Consider the following 25,702-nt stretch of genomic DNA (forward strand, 5'->3'; position numbering starts at 1 on the left):
TGTCAGTTGAAAACCGCTAACCATCTCGTCATGCTCAGCTCGACTGGGCATCCTAATGCTAGGTTAAAGTCTTTACGCTTTACGATTCCCATTTTCATGGGAATGACGAGCAGTACGAAAGATTAATGCCCTCTAATTGGATCTTTGGGCTTAGCTACATTCGGATATTTATAGGTTTTCATTTCCTCTTGAAGTAATTTAATGGTACGTTCTAATTGAGGATCTTTACCTTCTAGTAAGTCTTTAGGGGTTTGCTCTACAAAAATATCAGGTGCAACACCCTCATTTTCAATAATCCATTTTCCATTTGTATCATAAATACCAAAGTTTGGAGAAGTAATGCTACCGCCATCTAATAATTGCGGATAGCCACTAATACCAACTAAAATACCCATTGTGGTACGACCAACTAGTTTTCCTAAGCCTTTGGTTTTAAACATATAAGGCATCATATCGCCGCCAGAGCCAGCGTTTTCGTTAATTAACATCGCCTTTGGCCCAAAAATACCATTACCAGGAGTTGTGAAACTTTTACCATCTCTAATTGCCCAATAACTCACCAGCTCACGGCTTAATAAATCGATTACATAATCGGCAACAGAACCACCACCGTTATTGCGTTCGTCCATTAATAAGGCTTTTTTATCCATTTGAGAGAAGTAATATCTGTTGAAATAGGTAAAACCGTCTTGCCCTGTATTTGGCATATACACATACGCAATTTCGCCATTACTCAATTGATCTACCTTTTTACGGTTTCTCTCTACCCAATCCATTTTCCTCAATTCCATTTCAGAAGCAATAGAAATAGGAACAACTACCACTTCTCTTGCGCCTACTAAACTTGGTTTGCTATTTACTTTAATGGCAACTTGTTTACCAACTTTATAATCGAACAAACTGTAAATTGAAGTTTCGCTAGTTAATGGAATTCCATTAACTGCAACAATGTAATCGCCTTCGTTAATATTTAAACCAGGCTCTGCTAATGGTGCTTTAAAGCTTGGGTTCCAATCTAAACGATTAAAAATCTTTTTGATTTTATAATAGCCGTTTTCCATTTCATAGTCTGCGCCAAGCATACCAATAGCAATCGAAGTAGCAGTAGGTTCATCACCTGGGTAAATGTAATTGTGACCAACTACCATTTCGCCCATCATTTCATTAAATAAATACGCTAAATCAGAACGATGATTTACATAAGGAAGGAATTTTTCATATTTAACTTTAATAGCTGGCCAATCTGCACCATGCATGTTTTCGGCATAGAAATATTCTTTTTCCATGTTCCAAACTTCATTAAACATTTGTTTCCACTCTGCAGCTGGATCTACCAAAACTTTAACTCCTTCTAGTTTGATTTTCCCAGTTTCAGAAGTTGCAGGTTTTTGTGCCGCTGGAACAATGTAATATCCTCCACGAGAAGTATAAATCATGCTTTTGCCATCACTACTAACTCCAAAACCATTAATACCTGTAATCAGAGATTTCGATTCCATTTTAGCTAAATCGATGGCATTTAATTCTCCGTTTTTAACGTATAATAATTGTCCATCAACAGCACCGTCAAGAGATGATAAACCATTTGCCATAGGCAAAGCAATAATTCTATTACTCAAATCATCTAAATCAATAACTGTAGGTTTTGCCTCCGCAGGTTTAGCTTTGGTGTCTGTTTCTTTTTTATCCGCAGACTTTTTATCGTCTTTTTTTGGCTCTTCCTTTTTCGGAGCAGGCTCATCTGCTTTTACCGTTTCTTCATCGCTTTCAGTTTTATATAATGAAGGAGTTTTTTTTGCAAGAATTAAGGCATAAGCCGAGAAATTTACTGGTCTTTGATAAGCAGACATGTGTAAACCGCTACCAGCTAAACCGATATCTGTACTTGCCATAAAGAATAAATATTTTCCGTCTTTACTAAATGATGGATTAGCTACATCACTCATTCCGTCTGTAATTTGGGTATGAGTTGCTTTTTCTACATTGTAAATAAAAATTGCACTAACTGTACTTGGCAAAGTTGCTACATAAGAAATCCATTTAGAATCTGGCGACCACGTTGGTTGCAACATGTTATACGTTCTATTGGTGTGCGAACCTAATTTATCTTGTTTTACTAAGATTGGTTTTCTTGAATCGATATCAATATAAAATAAGTTTAAATGGCTATCGCTGTAAAATAATTTCTTGCTATCTGGCGACCAAGTTGGTTGGAAATAGAAATATGTACTCCCTAAATCAATATATTCTGGTTCGCCTTTGGTTACTTGATTTTGCAATACCAATTGATATTTTCCATTTTTATCCGACAGGTAAGAAATATACTTTCCATCTGGCGACCAAGCTGGGTATTTCTCATAACTACCAGGAGAGTTAGATATATTTCTAGCATCGCCTTTTTCTTTAGGTACGGTAAAAATTTCACCACGACTTTCGAACAAAGCTCTTACGCCTTTTGGTGATATTTCGTAATTGCGAACATCACTTGCCAACTCATTGTAATGGCTACGTTTGTAAGGAGCATCTGCCTGAATATTTATAGCTACTGCATTTTCTTTGTTTGTTGCAACATCAAAAAGATGAATTCTTCCGCCCTGCTCAAATGCCAATTTGCCATTTCCACCAGTTAATGATTTAATATCGAAATCTTTAAAATTGGTTAATTTTTCAACCTTCTTAGAGCTTACATCGTAGCTATATAAGTTTAACGTTAAATCTTTATCCGATAGGAAATAAACTTTATTACCTACCCATTGTGGCTTTACATTATTAGAATTACTTCCTGGAATAATTTCGATGTTTTGAGTAGTGGTATCAAAAATCCAAACCGTTGGCATACCTCCGCCTCGGTAACGTTTAAAAGCTACGTTAGCACGATCTGTTGGATCTGTATTTTTAATGTATGCCCAATAACGTTTGTCGGCAGATGGAGAGCCTTGCACAGCTTCAGGCATAGGCAATGCTTTTTCGCCAGTTCCATCAACTTTAATGCGGTGCATTCTTGACGTTAATGCATAATTATAATCACGTGTAGACGTAAAATACAACTCATCATCACTTAACCAACCTTTTACCAAATCTGCATTTGGATGGTAGGTTACTCGTTTAGGTGCGCCGCCCTCAATCGGAATTACATAGATGTCGTTGTTGCCATCGTAATTGCCAGTAAAGGCTATAAATTTCCCATTGGGAGAAAATACTGGGCTTTGTTCAACCGCTGGGTTTATAGTTAACCTACGCGGATTGCTTCCATTTAAGTCAGAAATCCATATATCGCCGCCATACACAAAAGCTAAATTGTTATTGCTTACTGCGGGGCTACGCAATAATAAAGTCTCATTATTTTGAGCCTTAGAAACATTTATAAGGCAAATAGATAAGCTTGCCAATAAAAAGAGGCGATTTAATTTGATGATCTTCATGTTTAGTTTTTTTGGTTTAAAAATTTATTGTCTTCCAGTCAATGGCGGGATACGAGTTGGTGTATCAATTCCTTTTATAATGCTTACCGCACTTTTAGCAATTGCTTTAATAGTTGATAAAATGTTTTCTACATCAAGGGTTTTGTATTCGTCGGTAACTTGATGATAGTGTTTATCAATATCAATTTGATCTGTACTAATGGTATGTGCTGGAACGCCCAAAGCGGCTAAAGTAGCATTATCACTTCGGTAAAATAAGTTTTGTTCGGTATAAGGATCTGGATGGAAAGTGAATTCCGTTCCTTCTAAATTCTTCTGTAAAATCTTTCCGAAATCAGATCTTTCATAACCGGTAATAAAGGCTGTGTTTTTTCCAAATTTGCTGTCTTTACCAATCATTTCGATATTAAACATGGCAACAACATCATCTGGGTTTAGTTGTTGTGAAAAATAACGAGCGCCATAACCACCAATTTCTTCAGCTGTAAAAGCCACAAAAATTAAAGTGCGTTCATTGTTCTTTAGTTTTTTATAATATTTGGCTAAGGCAATCATGGCCGAAGTTCCAGAAGCATCATCATCAGCGCCGTTCATAATGCTATCGCCTTCTTTTGGAGTTACAATTCCCATGTGATCATAATGACCAGAAAAAATAACCAATTCTTTCGCTTTAGATTTACCAGGAATGATACCAGCAACATTAAATAAAGGCATTTTCACTACTTCATTTTTCAACTCAACCTTAAAGTCTTTCGCAACAGTATCCTTGTCTAAAATGAAAACTAGCGCACTAGGTTTTGCAGGAGTTAAATCTTTTTCATCAACAGCCCTAGCAGATTGAGTTTTTAAACGGTTAAACATATCCACAAACTTCACGTCAACTAATACCAATTGCTTTTTACCGCTTCTGCTAATTGTTCTGTATTGGCTCATGAAATCTTTTTCAGGATTAAGTTTAATCCAACCATCACCAGTAGTTTGATCAAAAGAAAGCTCTTTTGAGTTGTTGCCAACTATGGCGATGTTTTCTTTATCTACAGTTTTCCCATCAATCGTTACATTAATTGATGATGGTTTTAATTGGTATTTGTAAAATGTTTGGCGATATCCTGTTGCGCCATCCAATGGTTTTAATCCAATTTGTTTAAACTCATTTTCGATAAAAGTAGCCGCTTTATCAATGCCTGGCGTAAACGTTCTTCTGCCTTGCATGTCATCGCTGCTCAATGTTTTTATCAAGTGATCTACATAATCTTTTGTGATAATTTTATTAATATTTTGTGCCGATGCGATTGAAGCAGCACACAATAGCAATAGGGTGTAAATTGTTCTTTTCATTTTATAAAGTTTGTTATTTCTTAAAGTCTCTTTCTGGATTATTTAACTTGTGAGTTTAACCAATTATCTCTAAAAGTTTGCATAGCTGGAGTTAAAACGCCGTCAGTTTTTTCTATCGAAATTAGTTCTAATGCAGGGTTTTCACTAAACGTAAGTTTCGTTGTTTTTTCTTCACCACGATACGTGTACTTAATGGTGATAATATCTCCAGGTTTATGCGCATCGGTTATTTTAGTTAAAGCAGCTTGGTCTTTAATCTCAATACCATCAACCGTTAAAAGATTATCGCCAATATCTAAACCAGCATCATAAGCAGGTGTACCTTGCGTAGTACTGCCTAACGTTGCTTTTCCATTTTCAAAGTCTATTCTTCCAAAACCTGTGTATGCTTTTTCGGGGTTAGATTTTCGTAAAACGAAACCTGCATTTAGCAATAATTTAGCATAATCGTTTTTAGCAGTTCCGTACACATAGTTTTTAAAAAAGTCTGCAGCAAACGCTGGATTTTTTGTCAACTGACCTAAAGTTTTCTCTAAATCTGACATGGAATACGCAATTTCCGTTTTGCCATACGTTTTCCATAAAGCTCGCATATAATCATCAAGTGTGAGCTTAAAATCTGATCGTAAACGAAGATCAAGTGCTAAAGCAACTGCTGCTCCGTAAGTGTAATACGAAGTGAAAATATTGTTCTTATTTGTTTGATCTATCGCTACGCCAGCATCGGCAAATACAGCATAACGACTAGCTTGAATTGGCGTAAAATTCTTAGCTCCTGGCGAATTAAGAACGGCATTCACCAAACCGTTAAAAGTTTGTGCGGCATTATCTACAGTTCTAAAACCTGCTCTTGCTAGTAATAAATTGCCATAATATTGAGTAAAGCCTTCGGCAACCCAAAGCCCATCGGTTATATTAGCATGCTCGAAATTAAATGGCTCTAAACCTTTTGGTCTTAATCGTTCTACGTTCCAACTGTGAAAATACTCATGAGAAAATGTACCTAAAAGCCCTGATTCATAACCTGCAATTTTTGGTGTGCGTTGCACAATTGAGGTCGAGTTTCTGTGCTCCATTCCATCGCCTGCATTATCTGGATAAACATCTTGTAAAAAGTAATAATTTCCGTAATCGTAATCTGGAAATTCTCCCCAAACAGCAACATGTTCTGCCACCATTTTCTTTAGCATAATTGCGTAATCGTCTATGGTTTTTTGTTCATCATTTGAGTGAGAAATTAAATGGATTGTTTGTGTTTTTCCATTCAGATTTTTCACTTCCCAACTTGCGGTTTTATAGTCTGCAATCTCAGTTGGACTATCCATAAAATATTGCAAGTTTGGTGCATAATATTTGTCTTTTCCCATTGGTTTAAGTTGGGTAGCGACTTTCCAATTCTGCTTTTCTGCATAATTAAACTTTACGATGCGAGGTCGGTTATCCATCCCAATAGGAAATGCAAAAGTTGCTGGGATATTCATGTGCGCATGCGTTTCGTCGAAACCAACGTAAGTGCCGTCTATCCAATTACCAAATAAAGTGTAGGTTATTTTTACGCTTGTGCCATGAGTTGGAATTTCATAAATATCGCCCGCTGGCTGATTTAAAGCTAAAGATTTACCATTAGCATCAAATGCTTTCAAATTATAAACGTTTTTTCCGAATTCGTGAGTCGCATATCTACCTGGCGAAGAACGGCTCATGCGAACTTTTAATGGTCCTGCGGGTACATTTGGAATAACCATGCTAATTTGTGCTTCGTGGTGAATAGCATTTGGGAAGCTTACTTCGTAACTAATTTCTTGTTGCGCCTGCACAGCGATTGATGTGGCTAACAAGCCTATGGCAAAAATAATTTTCTTCATCAGATTTAAAATAATGCCTTAAGGTAGCGCTATTCAATAAAAAAACACAAATTGTCTGATAATTATTACGAATGAAGTAATTGATTAATCCTCGCCATGCAATTCTCGATACGCTTTATTGCGAATTTGTTCTTTACGCTTTTCTATTTCTGTGCTTACACGAGTTTCATGAATACCATCTGCAACTTCAACCTCAAATTCTCTTTCTTTATCAGATAAATGGACTTGTGAAATCTCTATGTTTTCTACAGCATGATCATAAGGGCCTCTGCTACTCATCAGTTTTACAAAAACCGGCAAACACTCAAAGAAAATAAATAAAAGCCCAATAAAAGTAACGGCTAATGAAGTGTTTAAATCTCGGGTTCCATCTACATTAAAACTTAGCTGACCTAAGGCCCAATTTCGATCTGCAAAGCCTGCAATATTGCTTAAACTATCAAGTTGTTTTGTGGTGTACAATTTCTCAGTCATTAAGCCATCGAACTGTTTTCTACCATCTACAAATTTCTCCAATTGACGAACATCACTGGTTAACGTATCTAAATTTTGCTCACGTTGTTTCAGCTCTGCTTCTTTTCTTTTGGCATAAGGGCCATAACCCATCACACCAGATGTTTCGGTAGTTTTATTCCCGAAAATCTCAAAGTTTAGCTTTTGTCTATCTGCCTTGATGGCTGCACTTAATGAATCACGTTCTGCTTTAGCATCATTCAGTTTTCCAATTTCGATGGTGTATTTTTTATCAAAAGCTTTGTTTAACGTATCAATTTTAGATCGTTGACCATTCAAATAACTTACGTTTAAACGCTCTTTAATTTCTTTGTCAAAAATTTTAAGTTCTAGTGGACGAGAAATAACAATCCCGATCATAATTGCTAAAAGAATACGAGGTGTTGCTTGCCAAACTTGCTTACTTGTAGTTGCATTTTTATTAATACTGGATACAATGTATCTATCCATATTAAAAATGGCTAACCCCCAAATTATTCCGAAAAGTATGGCGAATAGCCAAGCAAAATCCCCGCCTTTAAACACAAAATACATAGCATAACCACCAGAAAGTGCCGCAAATAACCCAGTGAAAAAGATAGTTGCGCCAATACCAATGTATTTATTATGTTCTGTAGGATGTTTTTCTAAAGTAGTGAGGTGTGTGCCAGAGCAAAACCAAAAGAAACGAGAGATGCTATTCATAATAAAAGCAAAATTAATCAAGATTTATTATTAAACGCTTTTACAGGCAAGTTGTTACAGTAAATCATGGAATAAATAGCAGGTATTTCTTAGAAATCGTTAGCCAAAACCAATTTTAATTAATGCTGATGATTTTTTAGTCTATTAAAGAACTAAGTGGCAATGGGTATTTCAAAATACCAAGAGGACGGTATTTATGTAATGTATTGATATTCTGATATTTATTAAAAATTAAACATCATGAAAAAACTATTACTAACAGCCGCATTTGCATTATCATTATGCTTTGCTGCAAACGCCCAAGAAGAGGTGGTCGACAACAATCCTGCTGAGGTAACGGATGGAAAAACATTATCTCTCGATGAATTAAAAACTCAACGTGCTGCTTTGGTTGCATTGGCAAAATCTGAAGAGTTTTTAGAGAAACTCGCTAAAGCAGATAAATTAGAAGCGCCAAAAGAAACTGGAATTGGCGGATTAGATGCTTTAACATCAATGGCTGCAAAATTGATTGGCCAAATGAAAACTACCAGAGGTTCTATCCCTCAGTATTATGCAAGTATTACTGGGCAAACTATGGATGGTTCTCCGGCAGGTACAGTTACTCCGGTGCAACCAGATCAATTAATTGCATTGTCTAAAATGTTTGTAACCATGGGAGTTGAATTAGTTAAATCTTCAAAAGAGCTATTAACTATGCCAGGTGAAATTAAAAGTGCTGGTGTAATGAAAGCAATGAAAGCGTTAAAATCTATGGCTTATATTAAAAATGCTTTTGTGGCTTTAAAACAAGAAATTTCTTTTAATGCTAAAATGACGCAAAATTTAATAGCGACAAATAAGATGATGCATGGTGATAAATCAAAATAATAAGATTACCTAATCTTTGCACACGCTCAAAGAAATTAAATCCCGGTTTTAAATCCGGGATTTTTACTTTTAAACCATTTTGTTAAGTTGCCTGTAAAACTGCTTTTTGTATATTTGAAAAAAATATAAAATCATGAAAGAGATTTCGGTACAAGAATTAAAACAGAAAATAGATAACAAAGAAGATTTTCAACTAATTGATGTTAGAGAAACTTTCGAATATGAAACTTCTAATCTTGATGGATTAAACATCCCTTTGGGAGGAATTTTAATTGAAACAGATAAAATTGCTACCGATAAACCTGTAATTGTACAATGCCGTAGCGGTAAAAGAAGTGCTGCTGCAATTATGCAATTAGAGCAATTACACGGGTTCGATAATTTATATAATTTAAAAGGTGGTATTTTAGCTTGGCAAGAAGCTTTTGATCCAAATATGCCGGTTTATTAATTTTGAATAGTAGAATGATTGAATTTTGAATTAGGCATATCGCATACATTCAAGATTCAATCACTCTCATTTATTCTTCAATATCTTGTCATCCTTAAATCCTGCAAATCCAGATCCTATGAGAAAAAAGATTTTCTTAAACGTACTTTTTAATTTAGGAATTATCCTTTCTATTTTTGGAATGGGATGGGCCTTTAACAATAATAGTCCATTGATTATTGCATTTTTTGCAGCAACTTTTGTGGCGTTTATTTATGTTAAAATACAATTGCTTAAATCACTTAAAGATTTTAAGAAATAGGTTAGGATTTAATTTTCTATTGTTGATTTATAACACTGATTGTAATTGTGCGTAATTGTTACGGCACTAGTCAATCTCTCATCATAATTTTTCTTATCACTTCGCTTTCTAAATTGACTAGTCGATTTAGGGGATATTGATTTTATTTACATTTAATTAGGCTTACTTTCTAAGGTATTAAGATTGCCGGCTAATTTTATTAGTAATAAATTATATGGCCTTAAATCAGGCTATAATCCTTTTATGTAGCACTCGCTATCTTGAAAATCGATAAAAAATAAGTTTAAATTTCACTAATTAATGGGTATTCACTATACCCCCTAAAAGACTATTTTATGAACTAAGCAATACCGCTAACTTTAGTTTAATGTTTGGCCAGCAGTAAGAGCTTACCGAAAATCTTTAAAAGAGTAGGTTGTATTTTAACTTAATTTAAAACAAAATGAAAACATTAAATTTAAAAGAAATGGAAGTTATTGAGGGAGGAAAGCTATGTAGTAGCGAAGGTCTTGCTCTAGTTGGTATGATTGGAGGGCCTGTTCTGGGAGCAGCTCTTTTTGCAGGTGCTTGGATTGGATGTTCAATTTAATAAAATATGATAATGAGAAAGTTAAATAAAGATCAAATAATAAATATAAATGGTGGTTACGAATTGCCAAGAGGTATGGAATGCTTACTTTGGTCGAGTCTTTTCCCTCCTATCACTATTGGCTGTATTATGAAAGAAATAGATTTTTTATCAAATTAAGTACCATGAAAGTAAAACCACTAATTTTTATAGTCATAATTAATATAATATGCTTATCTCTTTTATATTTTGAAAGTGAATATGTCTTTCTTGGTATTGGAAAAATGGGAGTTTGGATTATTCCTGTCATAAGCAATATTATATTACTAAGGGAACTTATGCTTAATAGGAAAAAGTGAGTTTTTAAAACCATTACAAATCCACCGTTAAGCATACTTGTCTTAATTGTGGATTATTAAAAATATATAAGTTCGGGCTAAAAAAATCATCTTTCCTACTATTCAAAATATATGCTAAACCAACTAAAAACTTACCATACTATATGGTTATTTACAATTTATTGCTTTTTTGTAGTTGCAGCGTGTATTGGTAAAAATGTCTAACTATGAAATTATTAACATACTACTTGGTCATTCTTTTACCCATGCCATTGCTATATTGGGTAGCAAAACTTATTGACGCACCAACATTTTGTGTTGGTTTGGCAATTTATGTGATTTTGTATAGGCCATTTGTAGATAGTCTTAGACTTATTGATTTAGGGTTGTTAAAAAAGCAAGGCTTATGGAAAATGTTTCTGGGCATGCCTTACTATCATCTTAAGTATTTTAAAGAGCTTTATTTTGGTATAAGGTAATTTTAAGATGACTTGATTTTTTTGTTAAAATAAGTGAAGGAATTTCATGAAGTTCTTCTATTACATATCCCAAGCTGGTGTGAGCATCTCGCTAGTATCTAAATACATGATCAAAACTCATAATTAAGCAAATCACTACCAATAATTTAATGATAGCCAATTTACAAAACACTTCCTTAGTTTATCTGCATCAAACTCGGAAGAGTAGCCAGTTAATTTATGTTTTAACCCTAATGGCCGTAATTGTTGCCATAACCAGTTTACCTTTTTTATATACTACCGTTAACGTAAAAGGGAAAGGTTTAATGCAAAGCAGTGTAGAAAAAACAGAATTGTTCGCCCCTGCAAATGGGCGTTTGGTTAGCGTAAATTTAACAGATAACCAACGAGTAAAAAGAGGCACAACATTGTTGGTCATGGATGCTTCCCTATCTAAACAACAAAACGTTTTGTTAAACAGCCACGCTAATCAACTTCAGCAACAACTGCATGATGCAGAACAACTAACAAAAATGAATAATCTTCTACCCTCAACCTCTTTATATCAAGCAAGTCTACAACAATACCAAGAGCAGATGCAAAATGCTTCAAATGCCACCAAACAAGCAGAGCGAATTCTTGAACGCTACAAAATTTTGTACAATAAAAAGGTAGTTACCCTTGCAGAGTTTGAGCAATATAAGTTTAATTATGAGCAAGCCCTTAGCGATGAGCAAATGGTGAGCAAGAAATACAAAAGCCAGTGGCAAACGGAGGCTAACCAATACCGTAATGAATTAAGAGATTTAAAAAACCAAACAGCAGAATTAAATGAGCAAGCAAAACAATACATCTTAAAAGCCATTATAACTGGCTCTTTGCAAAATTTGACTGGTGTTCAGGCTGGCGCCTATGTATATGCTAATCAAAAATTGGGTGAAATTAGTCCGGATAGTGCCTTAATGGCTTATTGTTTTATTAAACCAGCAGATATTGGCCTAATTAAAATAGGACAAGAAGTTCGTTTTCAAATTGATGCTTTCAATTATAACCAATGGGGTATATTAATGGGGAAAGTAACAGATATCGCTGATGATATAATTATAAAAGACCAAACACCTTATTTTAAGGTAAAATGTCAACTCAATAAAAGTTACCTACAATTAAAAAATGGCTATAAGGGTAACATAAAAAAAGGAATGACCTTTAGTGCCAACTTCACAGTTACTAGACGTAGTTTTTATCAACTTCTATATGACAAGGTTGATGATTGGCTAAATCCAGTAAAAGGTTGAAGATAAAAAGTTTTGAGAGTATTAACTTAAAGCCGAATAAAACACTATAACATTATTTATTCTCACATCTACTTCTCACATTTCATGTCTATTTTAATTAAACAACGCGATATAACCGATTGTGGTGCAGCTTGCATTGCTTCTGTTGCAGTACACTATAAATTAAAGCTGCCAGTTGCTAAAATTAGGCAATATGCAAGTACCGATACCAAAGGCACTACTATTTTAGGTTTAATAGAAGCCGTAACAAAATTGGGATTTGAAGCGAAGGGTGTAAAAGGAACTTTGGATAGTTTAAGTAAAATACCCTTACCCGCTATTGCTCATGTAGTGGTTAAGGAATACCTACATCATTATGTGGCAATTTATAAAGTTACTTCTCAATATATTGAAATAATGGATCCTAGTAATGGAAGGATGCATCGCAAAACTATTGCAGACTTTACAAAAGAATGGACGGGTGTATTACTCCTGCTTTTACCAGATGAAAGCTTTATACAAGGAGATGAAAAGGTGGCAAATAGTTTACGATTTTGGCAGTTGATAAGCCCACACAAAAGCATTGTTTTACAAGCCCTGTTTGGATCGTTGGTTTACACCATCTTAGGCCTTGCTACTTCTATTTTTGTACAAAAAATAACAGATAATGTTTTAATAGATGGCAATAGAAATCTGCTTAATCTCATGAGTATGATAATGATTTTTATTTTAGTACTCCAACTATTTATTGGCTCCGTAAAAAGCATCTTTACCATGCGAACAGGCCAACAAATAGATGCAAGGTTAATATTAGGCTACTATAAACATTTATTAAAGTTGCCACAACAGTTTTTTGATACCATGCGTGTTGGAGAGATTATATCAAGAGTTAATGATGCTGTAAAAATAAGAACATTCATAAATGATGTTTCTATTAGCTTGGTAGTAAATATTTTTATTGTCTTCTTCTCTTTTGCTCTAATGTTTACCTATTACTGGAAACTGGCCTTGATCATGTTAACTGTAATTCCTTTGTATTTAATTATCTATCTAATCACAAATAAATTAAATAAAAAAATACAGCGTAAGCTGATGGAAAACTCTGCAGAACTAGAAAGCCAACTGGTAGAAAGTTTAAATGCTATTGGCACCATAAAACGTTTTGGTTTGGAAGATTTTACTAATACAAAAACAGAAACAAGATTCATCCAATTACTCCGAACCGTTTATAAATCTGGAATGAATTCTGTTTTCTCTGGGACATCAGTAGAAATGATTTCGAAATTGCTAACTATTATTCTGCTTTGGGTTGGTGCAGGCTATGTGTTAGATAATGAAATTACCCCTGGCGAACTCTTTTCTTTTTATACATTAATTGGATATTTTACCGGACCTGCAGCAAGTTTAATTGGCGCAAACAAGGTAATACAAGATGCGGTAATTGCTGCCGATCGTTTGTTTGAAATTATGGATTTAGAAATAGAAAACAATACGGCCAACATTGCCTTGAATTCAGAACTAATTGGGGATATTAAATTTGAAAACGTAGCTTTTAGATATGGCACAAGAGTAACTGTATTTGATGATTTAAACTTAACTATAAAGGCAGGAACTTTTACAGCAATAGTAGGAGAAAGTGGAAGTGGAAAAAGTACATTAATGGCGTTACTTCAAAATATTTATTCTATACAAAACGGAAATATTTTTATAGGGAAGTATGCCATCAAATATTTAAATAATACCTCGCTACGTAACTTATTGTGCGTAGTGCCTCAAAAAATAGATTTGTTTGTTGGTAATGTGATAGATAATATTGCTGTTGGCGATTATGAACCAGATATGCAACATATCATTAACATCTGTACGCAATTGGGCATCATTAATTTTATAGAAAGTTTACCGGAAGGTTTTCAAACCTATTTGGGCGAAAACGGAGCTACGCTTTCTGGTGGACAAAAACAGCGCATTGCCATTGCAAGAGCTTTGTATAGAAATCCCGAAATTTTAATATTGGATGAAGCAACTTCTTCTCTTGATTCTGCATCAGAACAGTATGTACAACGAGCAATAGATTTATTAGTGCAGCAGCAAAAAACCATCATTATTATTGCACACCGTTTAACTACTATTCGAAATGCCAATCATATCATTGTGTTAGATAAAGGTAAGGTAATTGAAGAGGGTAACCACGAACAAATGATATTGTCGAAAGGACATTATAGTAATTTATGGCAGCAACAGTTTAGTTAAGGGTTTTATTATGAAGATATTTGAATATATAGATCGAATTAATTTATTGCATAAATTAATTAAAGAGAGACGAACAGGAACGCCAAAGGTATTGGCAAGGCGAATGACTCTTTCTAAATCTAGGTTATTTAGAGTAATAGAAGATTTAAAATTAAAAGGTGTTCCAATTGCATATTCAAGGCAATCTCAAACTTATTATTATACAAATAATTATAAAATGAATATTAATTTAGAATTTATGCCTCTTGATAATGAGGACGCTAAAGAAATAAACGGAGGTTATTGGATCTCTAATAAGAATTTACTAAATGCTTTTTTTGTGCATTAAGCAAATGTAAGTTTATATGATACAAACAATGGTGTTTGTGTTAAACTTAATTGTATAATTTTATGAAAAACTTAGAATTACAAAATCTTGGTGTTTTAGAAATAAACACTAAGGAAATGAAAGAAATTAATGGAGGATTTATTATTCTTGGACCTTTTAACGTATTAAAAGGGGCATTCGGTTTCGTGGCGGGGGCTGTTGCTGATTTTGCGCATGGGTTTGTAGATGGGTTTAAGGATGGAGCTAGTTAAACTAAAAATTTAAAATTTTTTATATGGAACTTAAAAAAATAAACGCATCTGTTGTCGATTTGTCAAACGATGAGCTGCAAAATACAAATGGAGGATATGCAGAACTTCCTAAGAGCATATTTGGATATGCTGGCTACTATGTAGGCAAATTTATAGGTTTAACATCTTGGGCGGGCGTTGGTCTTTCTAGAATATAAACCTTTTATTATTGTATAATAAAAACATGGAAGATTATTTTTCTTCCATGTTTTATGCTTAAGTTAAATGCTCGATAAAACAGAAAGAAATAAACCGAAATTAATTTTACTTTTTCTTATATGCTTATTATTGCTGGTCATCAATAATACGGTTTTTAGTTTACTGCAATTTTACTTTTCTCCTACCAGTTCAATGGGACCAATGCGATTAGAAAGTAGATACTTTCAAATTGTGGTTGGGTGTGTCATTGGTCCTATAATTGAAACTTATATATTTCAATCTTTGTCAACTAAGATACTTGGGTTACTACGAATTAATAGATTTTATTTATTGATTCTTATTCCTTCGTTATTTTTTGCAGCAGCTCATTTTTACAGTATAATATTTTTTCTTGCTGTATTTTTTGGAGGTGTAATTATTAATTATATGTACCAATCTTATAGATCTTCTGGTCATTATAGTCCGTTTTGGATGACAGTCCTTCTTCATGGTTTATATAATGCGTACGTTTTTTTAGTTTAGATATTAACTTTACTTTTCTCTAAATAAAATGAAGCTTAGAAAAAAGATAATAATTATAATTTTTGCTATTATTATGGTAATAGCTCTTATTCCTGGTTCAAATTTTATGTACTTTGTGGGTTACTATGGAGGATACATAGTACAGAAAGTGATAAATATTTTTAAATAGCATCTTTATCTATAAAATTACTATTCTTCATTTTACTAGCCCCACAATTACTATTTCCCAAAAATCACAAAGTATTATTATTTGATTTCAATCTCATTTTCCAAACAAATCTTCTTTTACCCCTGTCAATCCCAAACCTGGTAAATCATTTAAAACATAGCGGCCATCTTTCATCTCTGGTGCATCAAAAGGATTGTTTTTAGTTAGCCAAGGGCCATCTAAATCAGACCAGTCGCAAAGTGGAGCAAGCGCTGCACCAGCTAAAGTAGCGATAGAAGTTTCGCTCATACAACCAATTAAAATTTTCATACCAAAACTTCTGGCTTTTAAAATCATTTGGTGCGCTTCGTACATGCCAGCAGTTTTCATTAATTTGATGTTAATGCCATGATAAGCACCTTTTAATCCGTCTAAATCAGCTAAACGCTGTACTGCTTCATCAGCTAAAATTGGTATCGGACTACGCTGGGTAAGCCAAGCATTTCCTTCTAAATTATTTTTATCCATGGGTTGTTCAATTAACAAAACACCTTGATCGTGTAGCCAATAACACATATCAATTGCTTGCTTTTTATCGCTCCAACCTTGGTTTGCATCAACATATAAAGGTAAATCGCTAACACTCCTAATGGTTTGGATTAACTCTTTATCGTTATCTCTGCCTAACTTTATTTTTAACACTTTAAAACCTTTAGCATCAGCAACTTTTTCCTTTAAAACTTCGGGGGTATCAATGCCTAAGGTATAAGAAGTTACAGGCATTTTTGTTTTATCAGCACCGTAAATTGTAGCGCAAGGCTGATTTAAAATCTTACCATTTATATCATTTAAAGCAATATCTATTGCCGCTTTTACTGCCGGATTTCCTGGCGCAATGCTATCCAAATAGTGATGAATTTCTGCAAAATCAAACGGATGTTTAAATCTAGTCCAATCTACTTTTGCAATAAACTCTGCTGCACTTGCCTGACTTTCGCCCATGTAGGGAACCATGCTTGCTTCGCCATAGCCAATAAAACCTTCATAATTGAGTTTTAAAAGCAATAACGGAGTACTTGTTCTGGTAAATTTGGAAATGGAAAAGGGATGTTTTAATTCTAATTCAAACTGCTTGCAACTTATTTTCATTTGATATCGTCTAGTTAATAAAAGGTATTCGTGCCAACAGTATATTTGTTAACGCTAAACACAAGCACCATGAAAACTAGTTCAAGATTACGGTATTTTCTTTATTTATCCATACTAATTGTTGGATGTACCACCGGAAAAAATGCTTTACAAAAAGGAAATTACGATGCATCAGTTTCTAAATCAGTTGATCGTTTAAAAAATTCGCCGAAAAATGCAGAAGCAATGCGAGTTTTACCTACTGCTTATGAGTTGGCGTTAAAAGATCATTTAAGAAAAATTGATGAAGCTAAACTTTCTTCAAATGTGTTACGTTGGGAAACTATATTGAGCCATTACCAACAACTCAATCAGTTAAGTGACGAGATTAATAGTTCGCCTGTTGCTCAGAGTTTAGTACCAAATCCTCCAAAATATATTGCTGAAGTTGAGGATAGTAAATACAAAGCGGCAGAGACTCGTTATGCTTTAGGTATAAATCAATTGAATGAAAACAATAGAGTTAGCGCTAAAAATGCCTATTTCAATTTCGAAAAAGCACACTATTTTTATCCAAATTATAAAGATGTTCAGCATAAAATGGATGATGCGTATTGGGCTGCGGTTTTAAAAGTTGTAGTGCAACCAGTTATGGTTCAGAGTAATTATTATAAGTTGAGTAATCAATATTTTCAGCAACAGGTAAATGAGTTTATGAGCAATTATCAGAAAAATAGATTTGTGATTTTTTATTCTGAACAACAAACAAGCGCTCAGAAAATAATTCCAAATCAAGTGTTGAGATTAAATTTTGATGATTTTGTAGTTGGTCAAACTTATGTTAAGGAAAGAGTTGAAAAACTTAAAAGAGATAGTGTTGTAATTGGAGAAACCAGAGCGAATGGCAAAGTTTATGGCACTGTAAGAGCTACGTTGAGTATTTTCGACAAAAAAGTTTCATCATCTGGTTTGTTATCAATGACTATTTATGATTATCAAACCAATAAAATTATCAAACAACAACGTTTACCTGGAACTTATATTTGGCAAGATAGCTGGGCAAGCTACAAAGGCGACGAAAGAGCCTTGACTAAACAACAATTAAGTATGACCAAAAGGAGGGAAATGTTGCCACCTGCTCCAGACGCATTGTTTGTAGAATTTACCAAACCGATTTATGCGCAATTGGTAGACGAGATCAGTTATTTTTATAATAAATATTAGTTGTCATTCAGAGCAAAGCGAAGAATCTCTAAGTCCGTATGATTTAGGGATTTTTCATTTTTTAAAGCTCCGTCATTGCGAACTGAAGTGAGGATAAATTGTTGGGGTGAAACAATCTATCATGCTTGGAAAGATTGCTTCGTCCCGATGAAAAATCGGAGACTCGCAATGACGAAGTTTAAAATAGACTTTTGACTTGGTATTGATTTATCGTATCAATTTATTAGCTAATATTGCAGCAATGAATACTGCCTTATACAATCCTTTCAAAAACTTCGATTTTAAGAATGATAAATGCTTTTTAAGCGGTGATAGTTTTTCATCGCCTTTGGCAACAATTAATGTTTTGCCCGATTGGCTTTTGAGCATGGCAAACTTAACTGGCGATGAGAAAATTCAATTATTAGATGAAACTATTCGTACTTATAAAAGCTTAGTAGTTCCTTGTAACACTACGGTTTATGATCAGTTTGTTTCTCCATTGGAAGATAAAATTGCATTAGCTTTTGGAAAAGGATATGAAGGCATTTCGGCTTTGCCAGAGATAGCTTTGTTTAATTGGATTGGTAAATTGATGTACAGTTTTTTGTATATCGAAATGCAAGGCGCTATTCGTTTGCAACAGTTAAGCGGCGATGGAATGAACATGTCGCAAGGATTAATGCACAAATTTGGCAACTTACACACCATGTTGCAAAGCATTTACCGAGAAGTAGTTTTAGAAGATTTTACGCCTTGGTCTATTGCGGTTGTGCAGCTTGAAAATGCAGATACGGCATTTAGTTTTAGAGATGAAATTAATACGTTAACGTTCTCCTTAAAGTTTAAAGATTTTGGAATTATTGCTTGTTTGCAAGATAATGGAACGAACAAAAGATACCATCAAGAAATTATTGATTCTATAAAAGATAAAAAACTTTCAGAACAACAGTTTGAAGAATTAGCCGCTCGATTTTTCTATTCGGCCTATTTATTTAATCGCTTGCCAGAATATACAATTATGCCTGTTGAGGATGTAATTTATATTGATGCAATGCCGTTAAAAGGAACACAAAACAAAGCACTTTTTGATGTTTGGACTAACAAAACGTACGGACAGGTTTTAGAAAACTTCTGGAAACCATGGGGCCATACGTTGTTTGAAATTATTAAAGATCCGACAGCGCCAATGAGCTATTTTGAGCAACCCTTTTTACCCGTTTCCAGTTAAGTATTGAATTCCTAATGTAAGTTTTTCTATAAAATTCGGTATAATTCCTGGAACAAAGATCAGCGTAAATAATAGGCCAGTTAGCGCACCAAAAAAGTGTGCATCATGCCCAATATTGTCTTGGCCTTTTTTAGACATATACCAAGAATAATATAAATAAAGAACTGCGAATAAAATAGCTGGCATCGGAATAAACATTACCAATAACAGTGTAGTAGGATCGAACATAATGTAGCTAAATAAAACTGCGCTAATTGCCCCAGAAGCACCTAAACTGTTATACCAAAAATGATCTTTGTGTTTTATAACTGTCGGTATATCGCTCAAAATTAAACTTAAGAAATAAAGCAAGCCAAATTGCCAATGCCCAATCAATCTCTCTAGCTTAAACGCGAAGAAATAGAATGTAAACATGTTAAAAAGTAAGTGGGTCCAATCGGCGTGAATTAAACCACTCGTAATAAAAGTATATAGTTTTTTCCCTTTGCTAACGGTATACGGATGTAGCATAAATTTACCATATAATTGATGGTCGTTAAATGCGTAAATGCTAGTAATCAGCGTAAAAATAAATATAATTGTAGCTACTGGCGTATCGTTTAGATAGTTCATTTGTTATTTTAGGTTTAACTTGATGTCTTGTTTTAATCTCCCAATAGGGTAACGCATGTACGTTTTTTCGTAATAATCGGAGTTTTTGTACACAAAATCTAATTGAGCTCTACCATTTTTTGCAAAGTCAGGATTTTTTGCTTTCTCTGCCTCTAATTTTTGCTTAAGATCTGGATATTTTTTTAATAAATCTGCAGCGGTATCTTCAAAAACATAAGAAGAATATCCTTCTTTTTGACCTAAAACAGAATCGAAGAAGTTCCAATTAAAAAATGAATCGATTGCTTGTGGTTCTAATGTTTCAACAATATATCTGTTGTTTGGTTGATTTACATACACCACATAATCGCCAGCATAAAATTGCACCTTTTGATCTACAGGATTTAATGTCACGGCCGAATGCTGATAATGCCCTTCGTATGGTCTAGTTGCGGTTTTCATATCACCAATATAATACATCTCTAAATCTAGTTTTGCATCTGCTGTCAATTGCTGCATGTTAACATTATTCAGTTTAAGCAGCTCAATTACCTTGCTCCAAGCTTTTGGAATAACATAGGCAATTGGTTTGGTGACGGTTAGACTAGGCTCAAACTTATCCCAATATTTTATTTTTTTAGTGTAAGGTTCGTTTCTATCGTAATATAAACGATCTACTCCACTAATTTCACTTGGTTTATATTTTGCTGCATAACCTTTAAACTCAATGCTATCATAAACAGAGCGGTTCAACTTCCAGTCTAATGGAAAGTCTTGTTGTTGTGCTGTAAATTCATCCGCTTTGCGTTTATTTTCACCAATAATTTTCGCATCACGGACAATAATATCTACATAAGTTTGTAATAATTTATAGGTTGATTCTACACGTTTATCAAACGATTTAAGCATGTGAGTTTCTGGCATAAAGCCGATGGAATTGTGCAAAGCCGCATAACCAGTAGAGTAACGCGGCGATTCAATATATCCTGTAATCCCAGCATCTGGAGTTTCATTTATAGAGTTTACATAAGGAATCAATTCATAATTTTTTCCTTTCATCTGACTATATAAATCGGGCACCATTGTTTTGGTTAAGTACGCAGATAAAATAGGGTTCAACTTATCTTTTTGAGTAGGAATAAGTGTCATCGTATATTGGTAATCAGCACCGTTGCTGGTGTGTGTATCTACAAAAATCTCTGGTTGCCATGTATTAAATATCTGCTGAAACGCTTGTGAATTTTTCGAATCTGTTTTAATAAAATCTCTATTCAAATCGTAATTCTTGCTATTTCCTCTAAAACCATAGGCAACTGGGCCGTTTTGGTTGGCACGAGATGTACCGCTGCGATTGTGGCTACCATCAATATTATATACAGGAATAATGCAAATCACCACATCTTCGGGTAATTTATTGGATTTTAATAAATCTCTGGCAAACATCATGCTGGCGTCAATTCCTTCAGGTTCTCCTGGATGAATACCGTTGTTAATTAAAAATATTCTTTTATTGTTTTTTCTTAAAGTAGTAGGGTCAAATACGCCTTTCTTCGATAAAACTAATAGGTGCAAAGGTTTTCCAAAATCAGTGCTTCCGTAAGTAAATAATTTCGATTGCTGCGGAAATGCTTTTGCTAAATCCTGATAAAAAGAAATCGCTGCTTCATAAGTAGTCGTTTCTTTTTTATTGCTGAGTTCAAAAGGAGTTTGTTGGGCAAAAGTTTCCATATTTATAAAAATGAGTAGGAGTAAAAATAATCTCTTCATAAAATGAATGGCTAAATTAAAGCTCTAAATTACTTTTTTATTTGAGAGCGAACTGTAACATTCTTTTCTCTTTAAATGGATTTTGAAAAATATGCGGTTTTCGCTAAAATCTTTATCTCTTATACTTTCAATATATTAATTTTGACCTATGATTTATTCAAATGCAGCACATAAACTAGAAGATAGATTTTTCAAGTATGTAAAAATAGATACTCAATCAGATCCAACTTCTAAAACCACTCCATCAACCTTAAAACAAAAGAATTTAGCAAAAGTATTAGTTGCCGAATTGTTGGAAATAGGCATTGGGGATGCGCACATGGATGATTTTGGTTATGTGTATGCAACAATCCCAAGTACTACACAAAAGCAAGTTCCTGTAATTTGTTTTTGCTCACACATGGATACCTCACCAGATTGTAGTGGCGAAAATGTAAAGCCAATTATTCATAAAAATTACCAAGGGGAAGATTTGATTTTGCCAGATGATCACTCCATCATTTTAAAATTAGCAGAGCATAAAGATTTAAAAGATCAATTAGGAAATGACATTATTACCGCAAGTGGCACCACGCTTTTAGGTGCAGATAATAAAGCTGGCTTAGCAGAAATTATGGAAGCGGCAGCTTTTTTAGTTCAAAATCCAGAAGTTAAACATGGTACTATAAAAATTTTATTTACGCCTGATGAAGAAATTGGAAGAGGTGTAGATAAAGCAGATTTGAAAAAATTAGGTGCAGATTTTGCCTACACTGTTGATGGAGAAACGTTGGGTTCTATTGAAGATGAAACATTTTCTGCTGATGGCGTAAAACTAATTATAAATGGGGTAAGTGCTCATCCAGGTTTTGCAAAAGGTAAAATGGAAAGTGCAATTAAAGCATTGGCTGATATTTTATCGGCTTTGCCAAAAGATAAATTAACACCAGAGGCGACAAACGGAAAAGAAGGATTTATTCATCCTGTAAGTTTTAGCGGACATGCTGAACAAGCAGAAGCGCAATTTATTATTAGAGATTTTGATGATGAGTTGCTGAAATCTCATGAAGTTTTTTTAGAGAGTTTAGTTAAAGAGGTTTTGAAATCTTATCCTAACTCAACGTACGAATTTGAAGTAACTGAGCAATATCGAAACATGAAAAAAGTGTTAGATAAATATCCTCAACTTATTGAGAATGGTATAGAAGCGATTAAAAGAGCAGGTTTAACACCAAAAAAACAAAGTATTAGAGGTGGTACAGATGGTTCACGTTTATCTTTTATGGGTTTGCCTTGTCCTAATATTTTTGCAGGTGAACACGCTTTTCATGGTAAACAAGAATGGGTTTCAGTTCAGGATATGGAAAAAGCTGTGCAAACAATTATAAATATTGCTTGTATTTGGGAGGAGAAAGCGTAGATTTTTAACATTAAGGAATTAAGGTAATTAAGCTTTTTTACTTAAAAGGATTAACTATTCTAACCGCTAAAAATAATTTATCTTAATTCTTCTTAATGCCTTAATGTTTATTATTCGTTAATCTTGCTAGATATTGATCTTCTCCATCATCAAAAACGATTTCGCATTCCCAGCCGTTTTGGTTCGCAGTGCGGATTAAAGTTTCTTGATCTAAATACAACCAATTAAACCAATTCCCTTTTTGCTTTTTATATTCGTAGCAATAGTTCACTTCTCCGTAATATTTATTTTCTGGCTTAAGAAGCTCCGTATATAAATAAGCAATATCAGAACTATCAAAAAGTAATTGCCCGTTCACATTAATTAATGTTTTTGCTTTCTCCAAAAAATCGATAAATCCAGCTAAGGTTCCAGTTAAACCAATGCCATTCATTAACAATAAAAGGGTGTCGTATTTTTCTGTAGTTTCAAAAACATCTTGTACAACAGCTTTTTTAACGCCACGTTGTTGCATGAGTTTCACTGCATCGGCCGATATATCAATTGCCGTTACATCAGCACCTGCTTCTTGCAAAAATAAAGCATGACCGCCCACACCAGCGCCAACATCTAAAACTTTACCATAACACAGCGTTAAGGCTTTATGTTCTAAATCTGGCATTTCTTCAAAGTCTCTAAAAAAGATGTCAACCGGCATCTCTTCAGGTTCATCGTAAGAATTGTGCAGCCACAAAATATCGGCTTTGCCTTTTTTGTAAAAGTCAGTTAAAGCATTTCCAAAAACATCCATACTCCAAAGATAGTTTATTGGTTAGCCTTAAGCCCAAATTTAAGCGTTAACTTTTGCTAAATTATCTTTTACTAAACTACCAACAGTACTCAATTTGTCTTTAGAACTAGCTAAAAGATCACAAAACCAATCGCTAACTTTTCCTTTTAATTCGTCATTTTTATCAGTAGCAATTACCAAGGCAACTACGGCGCCTAAAGCAGCACCAGCCAATAAACCAGTTAATATTTTCGTTTGCTTTGTCATAATTCAAGTTTTAATAAATAGCTAACAATATTAAAACGCATTTGTTCTTTAGATTTACATTTTTAAAAGTTTTAGTCACAATTATGCTTCAGAAACTATCTTATTTCAATTTAATATTAGCTATAATTTACCTGCTGGTTTACTTAAAAAGTGGAACATTTAATTCTACTGCCGGAATTTTTGTAATTATTGTTTTTAGTTGGTTGTGTTTAAGAAGTTATCAGCTCGATAATTACAAATGGAAAATTTGGCATTACTTAACAGGATTATGGAGTTTGTATTTTATTGGAACGTTAGTTTATGGCGCAATAAACATTATTAGTCCAGCTATTGAATATGATTTTATGAGCAGTGATACAGCAACTTATCTAACTATCAGTTCTATTTTTGTGTTAACCGTTATAATACAGTTTGCTGTATATTTAGTAAGGGGCTTAAAAGAACAAAGAGCTTGATTTTTTGTTTAAACAATTAGGAAAACTTAAAAATAGAAAATATGAAAAAATTAATGATGTCTTTATGTTGTTTAGCATTGCTTGCTACAGCATGTAATAGTGAAAAAAAAGACGCTACTTCAGATGGTGCAAAGGTTGATACAACCACAACTAGCCAAGTAGATACCGCTGCCATGAATAAAGCATGGGCTGCATACATGACTCCAGGAGATACTCATAAAATGATGGCAGCTGCTGATGGAAAATGGAATGCAGAAATTACTATGTATTATTCGTCGGACCAACCACCTAGTGTAAATAAAGCTGTTTGCGAAAATAAAATGATTTTAGGAGGCCGCTATCAACAATCCACATATAAAGGGTCTTTTGAGGGCATGCCTTTTGAAGGAATAAACACATTAGCTTACGATAATTCGAAGAAAATTTATGTAAGCACTTGGGTAGATAACATGGGAACAGGTGTAATGTATTTAGAAGGAACATTTGATGTAGCAACAAAAACCATGAATATGAAAGGTAAAGCAACAGATGTAGTTTCTGGTAAGGATATTACGATTAGAGAAACCATGAAATTTATTGATGATAATACTCAACAAATGGAAATGTTTGATACCAAAGACGGCAAAGAAGTTAAAACGATGTCGATTAGTTTGAAAAGAGCAAAGTAAATTAATAACTAACGATAATTAAACGCCCGAGCATGTTGCTTGGGCTTTTTTATGTTGCAACAATTCTCAAACTTGTTCACCATACCATATCCATTTCTCCCACACTTCTCCTAGTATGCTCCTGCATTTCTCCTGCAAAATGCGGTTTGAGAAGAACAAACCTAGGGTAATCCTCGAACAATACTAGAACAACACAAGTTTTATACTGACATTTCCGGACATTCACAGATATTTTCGGACATTCCAAATCGGCGAAATTTAATTTTAAAGGCACCATTTGAACGACATTTTAAACTCATTTTTTAATTGTCTTATCAACAAAAACCTACCACTTATACCTCATATAACTAAAAACCTTCAAATTTTTCGTCTCAACCCTTTGGTAATTAAAGTATTCTCCCTATCTTTGCAGTCCCTAAAAAACAGGGATAATAAATATTTTTTA

26 protein-coding genes are annotated in these 25,702 nt (G+C 33.9%); 17 read left to right on the forward strand and 9 right to left on the reverse strand.

Translation table 11 applies throughout. The features are described 5' to 3' along the window. Positions 1 to 122: 122 nt before the first annotated feature. The 4 genes from GM921_RS12785 to GM921_RS12800 all read right to left on the reverse strand — a co-directional run bounded on the left by GM921_RS12785 (position 123) and on the right by GM921_RS12800 (position 7,822). Complete coding sequence (locus tag GM921_RS12785; protein ID WP_182923025.1) at positions 123 to 3,422, reverse strand: S41 family peptidase; 3,300 nt, start codon at positions 3,420 to 3,422, stop codon at positions 123 to 125. A 24-nt stretch (positions 3,423 to 3,446) separates the two neighbouring features. Next, positions 3,447 to 4,760: a M20/M25/M40 family metallo-hydrolase gene (locus tag GM921_RS12790; RefSeq protein WP_182923026.1), complete on the reverse strand. Its 1,314-nt coding sequence runs from the start codon at positions 4,758 to 4,760 to the stop codon at positions 3,447 to 3,449. Between the two features lie 38 nt (positions 4,761 to 4,798). Then, on the reverse strand, positions 4,799 to 6,625 hold the full coding sequence (locus tag GM921_RS12795) for a M61 family metallopeptidase (RefSeq protein WP_182923027.1): 1,827 nt from the start codon (positions 6,623 to 6,625) through the stop codon (positions 4,799 to 4,801). Positions 6,626 to 6,709: 84 nt separating this feature from the next. Further along, positions 6,710 to 7,822 carry a DUF4407 domain-containing protein gene (locus GM921_RS12800; protein ID WP_182923028.1) on the reverse strand — a complete coding sequence of 371 codons (1,113 nt, stop codon included), beginning with the start codon at positions 7,820 to 7,822 and terminating at the stop codon, positions 6,710 to 6,712. Positions 7,823 to 8,062: 240 nt separating this feature from the next. Here GM921_RS12800 and GM921_RS12805 point away from each other — a divergent pair, with 240 nt between their 5' ends. The 12 genes from GM921_RS12805 to GM921_RS17615 all read left to right on the forward strand — a co-directional run bounded on the left by GM921_RS12805 (position 8,063) and on the right by GM921_RS17615 (position 15,631). Next, positions 8,063 to 8,692, forward strand: a complete 630-nt coding sequence (locus GM921_RS12805) for a hypothetical protein (protein ID WP_182923029.1) — start codon at positions 8,063 to 8,065, stop codon at positions 8,690 to 8,692. Between the two features lie 133 nt (positions 8,693 to 8,825). After that, on the forward strand, positions 8,826 to 9,143 hold the full coding sequence (locus tag GM921_RS12810; RefSeq protein ID WP_173271020.1) for a rhodanese-like domain-containing protein: 318 nt from the start codon (positions 8,826 to 8,828) through the stop codon (positions 9,141 to 9,143). Positions 9,144 to 9,261: 118 nt separating this feature from the next. Then, positions 9,262 to 9,444, forward strand: a complete 183-nt coding sequence (locus GM921_RS12815; RefSeq protein WP_182923030.1) for a DUF6358 family protein — start codon at positions 9,262 to 9,264, stop codon at positions 9,442 to 9,444. 442 nt (positions 9,445 to 9,886) lie between these two features. Further along, positions 9,887 to 10,033: a hypothetical protein gene (locus GM921_RS12820; RefSeq protein ID WP_182923031.1), complete on the forward strand. Its 147-nt coding sequence runs from the start codon at positions 9,887 to 9,889 to the stop codon at positions 10,031 to 10,033. A 12-nt stretch (positions 10,034 to 10,045) separates the two neighbouring features. Further along, on the forward strand, positions 10,046 to 10,192 hold the full coding sequence (locus GM921_RS12825; protein WP_182923032.1) for a hypothetical protein: 147 nt from the start codon (positions 10,046 to 10,048) through the stop codon (positions 10,190 to 10,192). A 385-nt stretch (positions 10,193 to 10,577) separates the two neighbouring features. Next, entirely contained in the window at positions 10,578 to 10,829 is a 252-nt protein-coding gene (locus GM921_RS12830; RefSeq protein ID WP_182923033.1) for a hypothetical protein, read from the forward strand. 149 nt (positions 10,830 to 10,978) lie between these two features. Further along, positions 10,979 to 12,103, forward strand: coding sequence for an HlyD family secretion protein (locus GM921_RS12835; RefSeq protein ID WP_182923034.1), 1,125 nt, complete (start codon positions 10,979 to 10,981; stop codon positions 12,101 to 12,103). Positions 12,104 to 12,187: 84 nt separating this feature from the next. Further along, positions 12,188 to 14,332 (forward strand): peptidase domain-containing ABC transporter, encoded by a 2,145-nt coding sequence (locus tag GM921_RS12840; protein WP_182923035.1) that lies wholly within the window; start codon positions 12,188 to 12,190, stop codon positions 14,330 to 14,332. 10 nt (positions 14,333 to 14,342) lie between these two features. Continuing rightward, the gene (locus GM921_RS12845; protein ID WP_182923036.1) at positions 14,343 to 14,660 is read left to right on the forward strand and encodes a hypothetical protein; all 318 of its coding nucleotides are present in this window, start codon (positions 14,343 to 14,345) and stop codon (positions 14,658 to 14,660) included. A gap of 62 nt (positions 14,661 to 14,722) precedes the next feature. After that, a complete protein-coding gene (locus GM921_RS12850; protein WP_182923037.1) occupies positions 14,723 to 14,911 on the forward strand; it encodes a hypothetical protein in 189 nt (62 codons plus the stop codon). Positions 14,912 to 14,934: 23 nt separating this feature from the next. After that, entirely contained in the window at positions 14,935 to 15,108 is a 174-nt protein-coding gene (locus GM921_RS12855; RefSeq protein ID WP_182923038.1) for a hypothetical protein, read from the forward strand. A 202-nt stretch (positions 15,109 to 15,310) separates the two neighbouring features. After that, positions 15,311 to 15,631 carry a CPBP family glutamic-type intramembrane protease gene (locus tag GM921_RS17615; protein ID WP_394354306.1) on the forward strand — a complete coding sequence of 107 codons (321 nt, stop codon included), beginning with the start codon at positions 15,311 to 15,313 and terminating at the stop codon, positions 15,629 to 15,631. A 262-nt stretch (positions 15,632 to 15,893) separates the two neighbouring features. On the opposite strand, the gene GM921_RS12865 is transcribed toward GM921_RS17615, so the two are convergent. After that, positions 15,894 to 16,928 (reverse strand): dipeptide epimerase, encoded by a 1,035-nt coding sequence (locus GM921_RS12865; protein WP_182923040.1) that lies wholly within the window; start codon positions 16,926 to 16,928, stop codon positions 15,894 to 15,896. Positions 16,929 to 16,997: 69 nt separating this feature from the next. On the opposite strand from GM921_RS12865, the gene GM921_RS12870 reads away from it, so the two are divergent. Together GM921_RS12870 and GM921_RS12875 are read left to right on the forward strand one after the other, a co-directional pair. Beyond that, complete coding sequence (locus tag GM921_RS12870; protein WP_182923041.1) at positions 16,998 to 18,131, forward strand: hypothetical protein; 1,134 nt, start codon at positions 16,998 to 17,000, stop codon at positions 18,129 to 18,131. Positions 18,132 to 18,372: 241 nt separating this feature from the next. Beyond that, a complete protein-coding gene (locus tag GM921_RS12875; RefSeq protein ID WP_182923042.1) occupies positions 18,373 to 19,341 on the forward strand; it encodes a hypothetical protein in 969 nt (322 codons plus the stop codon). Here GM921_RS12875 and GM921_RS12880 read toward each other — a convergent pair. Further along, complete coding sequence (locus GM921_RS12880) at positions 19,324 to 19,953, reverse strand: rhomboid family intramembrane serine protease (protein WP_182923043.1); 630 nt, start codon at positions 19,951 to 19,953, stop codon at positions 19,324 to 19,326. The genes GM921_RS12875 and GM921_RS12880 overlap by 18 nt on opposite strands. 3 nt (positions 19,954 to 19,956) lie before the next feature. Continuing rightward, complete coding sequence (locus GM921_RS12885; protein ID WP_182923044.1) at positions 19,957 to 21,699, reverse strand: M14 family metallopeptidase; 1,743 nt, start codon at positions 21,697 to 21,699, stop codon at positions 19,957 to 19,959. 148 nt (positions 21,700 to 21,847) lie between these two features. Between GM921_RS12885 and pepT the strand changes: the two genes are divergently transcribed. Continuing rightward, positions 21,848 to 23,098 (forward strand): peptidase T, encoded by a 1,251-nt coding sequence (gene pepT / locus GM921_RS12890; RefSeq protein ID WP_182923045.1) that lies wholly within the window; start codon positions 21,848 to 21,850, stop codon positions 23,096 to 23,098. A gap of 100 nt (positions 23,099 to 23,198) precedes the next feature. On the opposite strand, the gene GM921_RS12895 is transcribed toward pepT, so the two are convergent. Together GM921_RS12895 and GM921_RS12900 are read right to left on the reverse strand one after the other, a co-directional pair. Beyond that, positions 23,199 to 23,888, reverse strand: a complete 690-nt coding sequence (locus GM921_RS12895) for a class I SAM-dependent methyltransferase (RefSeq protein ID WP_182923046.1) — start codon at positions 23,886 to 23,888, stop codon at positions 23,199 to 23,201. A 39-nt stretch (positions 23,889 to 23,927) separates the two neighbouring features. Then, a complete protein-coding gene (locus GM921_RS12900) occupies positions 23,928 to 24,134 on the reverse strand; it encodes a YtxH domain-containing protein (RefSeq protein WP_182923047.1) in 207 nt (68 codons plus the stop codon). A gap of 83 nt (positions 24,135 to 24,217) precedes the next feature. Here GM921_RS12900 and GM921_RS12905 point away from each other — a divergent pair, with 83 nt between their 5' ends. Both GM921_RS12905 and GM921_RS12910 read left to right on the forward strand, forming a co-directional pair. Continuing rightward, positions 24,218 to 24,589, forward strand: coding sequence for a hypothetical protein (locus tag GM921_RS12905; RefSeq protein ID WP_182923048.1), 372 nt, complete (start codon positions 24,218 to 24,220; stop codon positions 24,587 to 24,589). 41 nt (positions 24,590 to 24,630) lie between these two features. Continuing rightward, complete coding sequence (locus tag GM921_RS12910; protein ID WP_182923049.1) at positions 24,631 to 25,257, forward strand: DUF1579 domain-containing protein; 627 nt, start codon at positions 24,631 to 24,633, stop codon at positions 25,255 to 25,257. The last annotated feature ends 445 nt before the right edge of the window (positions 25,258 to 25,702 follow it).

Source organism: Pedobacter planticolens, from assembly GCF_014172375.1.
GTDB classification, from domain to species: Bacteria; Bacteroidota; Bacteroidia; order Sphingobacteriales; family Sphingobacteriaceae; genus Pedobacter; species Pedobacter planticolens.